7 protein-coding genes are annotated in these 6,000 nt (G+C 36.1%); 6 read left to right on the plus strand and 1 reads right to left on the minus strand.

Going from position 1 to position 6,000, the window contains the following annotated elements; all coding sequences use genetic code 11:
- Positions 1–92 precede the first annotated feature (92 nt).
- The 3 genes from AB7E63_RS08600 to AB7E63_RS08610 all read left to right on the plus strand — a co-directional run bounded on the left by AB7E63_RS08600 (position 93) and on the right by AB7E63_RS08610 (position 2,626).
- Entirely contained in the window at positions 93–701 is a 609-nt protein-coding gene (locus tag AB7E63_RS08600; RefSeq protein WP_013925060.1) for a hypothetical protein, read from the plus strand.
- A 194-nt stretch (positions 702–895) separates the two neighbouring features.
- Positions 896–1,504 (plus strand): hypothetical protein, encoded by a 609-nt coding sequence (locus AB7E63_RS08605; RefSeq protein ID WP_006341957.1) that lies wholly within the window; start codon positions 896–898, stop codon positions 1,502–1,504.
- A 90-nt stretch (positions 1,505–1,594) separates the two neighbouring features.
- A complete protein-coding gene (locus tag AB7E63_RS08610; protein WP_006341958.1) occupies positions 1,595–2,626 on the plus strand; it encodes a hypothetical protein in 1,032 nt (343 codons plus the stop codon).
- Between the two features lie 204 nt (positions 2,627–2,830).
- On the opposite strand, the gene AB7E63_RS08615 is transcribed toward AB7E63_RS08610, so the two are convergent.
- A complete protein-coding gene (locus AB7E63_RS08615) occupies positions 2,831–3,727 on the minus strand; it encodes a DUF1259 domain-containing protein (RefSeq protein ID WP_284453001.1) in 897 nt (298 codons plus the stop codon).
- 179 nt (positions 3,728–3,906) lie between these two features.
- Here AB7E63_RS08615 and AB7E63_RS08620 point away from each other — a divergent pair, with 179 nt between their 5' ends.
- From AB7E63_RS08620 to AB7E63_RS08630, 3 genes are all read left to right on the plus strand, one after another.
- On the plus strand, positions 3,907–4,716 hold the full coding sequence (locus tag AB7E63_RS08620) for a penicillin-binding transpeptidase domain-containing protein (protein ID WP_428419221.1): 810 nt from the start codon (positions 3,907–3,909) through the stop codon (positions 4,714–4,716).
- Positions 4,717–4,973: 257 nt separating this feature from the next.
- Positions 4,974–5,519, plus strand: a complete 546-nt coding sequence (locus tag AB7E63_RS08625) for a site-specific integrase (protein WP_428419223.1) — start codon at positions 4,974–4,976, stop codon at positions 5,517–5,519.
- Complete coding sequence (locus AB7E63_RS08630) at positions 5,476–5,733, plus strand: tyrosine-type recombinase/integrase (RefSeq protein ID WP_428419225.1); 258 nt, start codon at positions 5,476–5,478, stop codon at positions 5,731–5,733. The genes AB7E63_RS08625 and AB7E63_RS08630 overlap by 44 nt, the downstream gene beginning before the upstream one ends.
- The last annotated feature ends 267 nt before the right edge of the window (positions 5,734–6,000 follow it).

Consider the following 6,000-nt stretch of genomic DNA (forward strand, 5'->3'; position numbering starts at 1 on the left):
TTGTGAATCTATAATCACTAAAAAATCGCGGTAAAATGTTTTTTTTCGCACAATCTTTCTTATCACAAAAACACACAGGCAAAAAGGTATCTATGGATCCCATCGGAATAGCAACAGATCAAATAAAAAAAATAAATGAATCTATAACACCATCTTCGCATCATTCTGAAGTAACCTCTATAGCCCAAAATATATTTTCAAAGTACCCTTCGGGCTCTATGGTGACAAAATTAACTTCAACTTTTGAAATCAAACAGACCTGGCTGTATAATGAATGGTCGCCGGAATGTCAGTTTTCAAAATATATTCGACCAACATTCCCGAAACGAGCCGATCTCAGCCCTAAAAATGAAAATCCAAACATTGCATTGATTGAATCCATTTTTCAATCTGTAAGAGGTCAATTTCAGCTCTGGAAATCTGAAAGAGAAGAAGCCAGGTGGAGAAAAGTCGAGATAAATGCCTTGGAAATCGATTGGATGCTAAAAAATGTTGAAATCCTTTTTCCAAGTGAAGAACAGTTTCAGGTTTCTGAATTAAGAGGTATAGTTCTGTGGAAGAATCCATCTCCTACAGCCCTCAAAAGATACCAACTTTATGAAGGAAACCACCGAATTTCAGCCTGGAAAACTTCTCAAATCCCAAAAAGACTACCAGCGACTATTTTTATAGGCAAACCCAAAAAAGAGATTTCTCATTAACTCTTGCGCCCCTTTGGAAACCCAATTGGAAATCATTGGATCGCAGAAATCTTATAACCTCATCTTGATTACAAAACATGCGAACCAGTATTATTCTTCGGCATGTAAAAAATAGCCTTTCTAAAAAGCAATGATGACTACTCTATTCAGGCTATCTTTCAGATCTATTAACCCCTTTGTACGCAGAGACTCACATGATTGACCGTTTTGATTTCTTTAATTATCAAGATAAGTCACGCATCCTGCGTTGGGCTGATTTTCACAATCAAGGGGTCTATGCCTTATTTGGGGGAAAGCGCGTTGTCTTTTTTCATGATTTAAATGGTGATGAAAAATATAAATACGCCACCTCCCGATCTCTGGGCTTAGCTATCGCGATCAGTTTGATTTCACTTCCGATTTTACTAGTCACCATTCCGATTAAAATATTTAGTTTAGAAAATACACAAGCTATCACTCATTTAAAGAAATTAAAACAGCAACAGCTAGTCATGCAAAAGCTGAAAAGAACAATAGCCGCGACAAAAATCCAGAGAGCTTTTAGAAAACACATAGCACATAAACAAGCTCAAAAACCAGCCAACTGGAAACTTGGGAACTTCATGGGCTTTGTACGACCTTATTTGCCAACTTGGAATAGTAGCGTTCGATTTGCCCAAGAAATGGTTGTAAAAGGTGCTACAGAGATGTTTGTGATTGGAAGCTGCCAAATCCTTGGATGCGATCCAAGCGAAGTTAAGATGCTTAACAAAACCGAAAATTTCTGTGCGAAACTAAATAATCCTGTCCCCGGCTGCTTTTAATTGATTCAACCAAATGCATTAAAAGATTGCCAATTAATCAATCTAATAGATAAACTTACGCGGATTATTTCATGATTTACCAGGTGTTTTATGAACAGATTAGATACAGCCTCTTATTATCTTTCTTACACAGATTTTGTACCTATAATCAGCATTCCTTCTGGCATCGTGCACTTAATCTGTGCCATTCGAGATCGCGCATTCGGAACTCCCCCCTCAAAATCGAACGACCCAATTAACATTTTCAGCTTAACAAGACGCAAGTTGGATAACTGGTCTCATGTCACAAAAGGTGTGTTGGCACTCATTCCCTTCTTAGGCAATTTTATTCTTGTATGCAAATGGTTAAAAAGACAAGACGACTTTTCAAATGTTTCACTATTTCTTAATGGCCATAATGCATTTTTAAAAGAATTTCCAAAAAAATTATTTAATGACAAGGAATTTTTACTCGCTCTATTCAAAGAAAAGCCCTTCTGTTTTAAAACCGTCTTTGGGAGAACTCCAGATGATATTAAAAACGATAAACCTTTTATTCTAAGTTTGATCAATGATAAGCATATGACTTTTTACGCATATGAAATTTTGCAAAGTTTAAAAGAGGATCGTGACATCATCGAAGCACTCATTGCAAAAGATCCAGTCTGTTATCAATATTTTCAAAAATTGCCAAAAACTTTTCAAAATGACTTAGACATTATTAAAAAAATCTTTGCCATCGCTAAAAAACGTGATAGTTCCTATCCCGCTTTTATCAAACATGTTCCGAATAAGAATATTCTTAAAGAAAATGAGGAATTATATATAACTGCTGTTAGCCATGGGATTTTCAAATTTAAAGAACTCGATACCGCTCGTCAATATCTTTTGCAGTATGGAATAGCTGCAGTTTTACATGACCATCATCAATGGCATCATCTTCCTGAACACCTTAAAAAGAATAAAATTTTATTGGAACAGCTTATATGGTTTGCTATTTGCAATACGAGCGTTTCGTGGGAAGCGACGACTAATGAGCCTTGGTTTAAACAATTTTGGAATAAAGAGGCAGCACCGCCACCTAATCGGCAAGAAGCGAAACATATGCTTGAGCCCAAAATGCAATTGTTGCTCACTAACTAGAGAATAAATCTTTAATTATGTTTAATAGTGGTAAGGCTATAGAGCAAAGCAACAGAAAAAAATGCTTAAGCTCGATTTGTTGAACACCACGTCTCGCAACCCCAAACAAAATAAAATCATGCATTAGGGTGATCGAAATTTTTTTTTGACAAACCATACGATTCGCCAGAGTTTCTCATGAGTCAACTTCACATTTTCTTTATATCACTTTGTTAACTTTAAAGCCTCTTTAACAGTGTTTGCGAGATTTTTGGCATTTCCTCGTCCCCAATAATGAAGAAAAATCATTCTAGGATGCTCCAACGTCATGTGTTGATGAATGGCAACAATATTGATATCACCTTTCCTCAGAGCTTTCAGAACAGATTGTAATTCATTTTCTAAAACGGCAAAATCACCATCTATAATGGCATTTTCGTTCGTTCCAGCAAAAGCTGCCCACGTATTAACCCCCATATCACCGCCGAGAATAACATCACCCATTTTCACTGATCTTCCAAAAACAAATTTTGCCATTCCATCTTTACTTTGTCCTTTCGTGTCGAAAATTTTCTCTAAGCTTGAAATGTCGATGGAATTCTGGCTAGAAATGTGGACACCTCCAAAATTTTTTGATGGATAACTATTTTTTATTCTGATGTCTTTAACCACATCTAACGCCTTTTTTACACCACCAGCTAAATGAGCAAGAGACCCTTCTCCCCCAATATGCATGAAATAAACTTTAGGTGTATCGTAGAAGAAGTGATTGTGAAGAGCTGTAACATCGATATTGCTGTTCAAAAAAACAGTCATCACTGGATTGACTTCATCTTGAAAGAGAACAAAATCCCCCATCACCATAAATTTGTTCTCTCCAACAGAAGTGAAAGCTGACCAAGAAGTTAATCCCATAAATGGATCTAATTGAGTGTTGTCCACGGAGATCTTAATATCATTTCTTGGAAAAATGGCTTTGAAAACTTTTTCTTTTTCATTATATGTACCCTTTAATCTTGTCAACGATTCATATTTATCTTTAGATAACTGGGAATTACTGTAGAGATTGGAAAAACCAAAAATACCAATTGCAAGACAGATTAAATATTTCAGCTTATTCATCAAACTGACTCCATTGACTAGTTATTTTAATTTCATCGATTTGCAAACTAAAAATAAGGATTACATTCTGTGTGTATACAGCAAAACTTAATACAACGCCAGGCATTGTATAAAAAACTAATTCCCTAGCTTACAAAGCATTTATTCCATTAGAATCCTTGCAAAAAATGAGGTTTTCAATGGATCGTCGATTATTTTCAAGATTAATAATTTATTTTCTACTCTTTTTTCCTAGCATGAATGTTTTTTCAACTGAGGAAAACTTTCTTCTCATTAACGGCACCACCAGTAAAATCGTGCACGAACTAGGCCCTCACATCCATGAACGCGTCACGCCTTGCTCTACTTTTAAAATTGTTTTGAGCTTGATGGGATACGATGCAGGAATCTTAAAGGATGAAAAAACACCTATTTGGTTTTTTCAAGAAGGTTACGATGACTTCTTAACATCATGGAAAGAACCACAGAGCCCACACTCTTGGATGAAAAGCTCTTGTGTCTGGTACTCTAGGGTATTAGCGACAAAACTTGAAATCGAAAATATTCACCATTATTTAGCCATGTTAGAATATGGGAATCAAGACATGTCAGGAGGACTGACAAAAGCATGGATAAGCTCTTCTTTGAAAATTTCCCCTAAAGAACAGGTTGATTTTATTCAAAAAATGGTTCAAGAAAAGCTTTCCATTTCAAACAGTGCCATGCAGATGACTAAAGTGCTCTTATTTGTCAGCGAATTACCTGAAGGATGGAAGTTATTTGGAAAAACAGGATGGGGTTCTATCATTGAACAAAATCAAAAAATCTCAGAAGTTGGTTGGTTTATTGGATGGGCCGAAAAAGATCAGATCTTTTTCCCGTTCGCCTACAGCATTCGCGATGAGAAAATAAATCTTGCTCAAAGAATACCAAGAGTTAAACAGCTCTTAGCTGAATCTAATGCAGTGTATAAATCCAACAAAGATACTGCGCTTCATATAATGCCATAAAATATTTAGATAGGGGTATTTAAAGGGCTTTTGTCCTTTTACCCCTTTTCTTACCACTAACCACATGAAACGTGGCCCCATTGTCGTTCTTATGCCTCAATTCGATATAGAAAATGCTCCGACTCCACACTTGCAACAATCAATTGGTCGGGAGCTGGCGACTGGTCATGGAGTGAAGAACTTTGGGCTTTTTTACAACAATTGCTTTTCGACAACCCAGAATGCCCCCACCATACCAAACTCAGTAACTGTAGCATATGTGTAGATCAATATCTCCATTAAAAGTAGCTAGTTTAGCACGAAGATTAAGCTCAATAAGTCAAGCCCATCAAATCTCTGGGAATCTTTTTGATCGTAGGCATCCCTCAATTCAAGAGACCTGGAAGGGCATTAGAAATACTTTAGGCATTTCTCAAGATAGTAAGGAACCTATTCTTATAGAAGATCTGAGAATGATGGTTCAGGCTTTAAATGGCAATAAGCTAATCAATACTCGTGACAAAGCATTGCTTTTACTTGGATTTGCTGGAGCTTTTCGTCGTTCGGAGCTTGTTGGAATAGATTACGAAGATTTAAAATTAGTGAGGAACGGGTTTGTGATAAGAATAAAACGTTCTAAAACAGACCAACAAGGCGAGGGCAGGGAGATTGCCATTCCGTATGGAGCTAATCCCGATACCTGTCCTGTAAGAGCTTTGCAAGATTGGTTGATTCATTCAGGAATCATTTCAGGGCATATTTTTAGATCAATTAATCGTCATGGAAGTATTAGTCAAGAACCTGTCTACGCGTTCTGTTGCTAGGATTATTAAAAGGAATCAATACCTTATGCAAAATTCAGCTAAGTACTCGGGACATAGTCTTAGATCTGGTTTTGTTACGACAGCTACTTTAGCCGGTGTTCAAGAATATGCTATTATGAAGCAAACTGGTCACAGGAGAAGCGATACTCTTAAAAAATACATTCGTTCCAGAGATTTATGGAGGGAAAATCCCGCCTCAAAAATAGGATTATAGCGTTTGCGCTTTGCTTAAATATGTAATTTATTCTTTTTTCAAAAAAACACTAAATGGATAATAAGCTGAAAAAAACAATAAACTTCTTTATAATTTGTGGTTCATAATTTTACAAATGGAAGAATATATGAAGGTTTGTTCAAATAACGGTTTGTTTCCTTTGCCAACTGAATTACAACTTGAAGTTTTTAAATAATTAGATTAAAAAGATCTTTCTACCTCAGCAACTGTATGTAAAGTTTGGAATAAATTTGCTGAGGATTCATA

Source organism: Parachlamydia sp. (assembly GCF_050255895.1).
Classification (GTDB): Bacteria; Chlamydiota; Chlamydiia; order Chlamydiales; family Parachlamydiaceae; genus Parachlamydia; species Parachlamydia acanthamoebae.

What these genes read in the sequence shown, in the direction of transcription:
- AB7E63_RS08600 (WP_013925060.1), top strand. Translation starts at nt 93, where the DNA reads ATGGATCCCATCGGAATAGCAACAGATCAAATAAAAAAAATAAATGAA.
- AB7E63_RS08610 (WP_006341958.1), top strand. Translation starts at nt 1,595, where the DNA reads ATGAACAGATTAGATACAGCCTCTTATTATCTTTCTTACACAGATTTT.
- AB7E63_RS08625 (WP_428419223.1), top strand. Translation starts at nt 4,974, where the DNA reads ATGTGTAGATCAATATCTCCATTAAAAGTAGCTAGTTTAGCACGAAGA.
- AB7E63_RS08620 (WP_428419221.1), top strand. Translation starts at nt 3,907, where the DNA reads ATGGATCGTCGATTATTTTCAAGATTAATAATTTATTTTCTACTCTTT.
- AB7E63_RS08615 (WP_284453001.1), bottom strand. Translation starts at nt 3,727, where the DNA reads ATGAATAAGCTGAAATATTTAATCTGTCTTGCAATTGGTATTTTTGGT.
- AB7E63_RS08605 (WP_006341957.1), top strand. Translation starts at nt 896, where the DNA reads ATGATTGACCGTTTTGATTTCTTTAATTATCAAGATAAGTCACGCATC.
- AB7E63_RS08630 (WP_428419225.1), top strand. Translation starts at nt 5,476, where the DNA reads ATGGAAGTATTAGTCAAGAACCTGTCTACGCGTTCTGTTGCTAGGATT.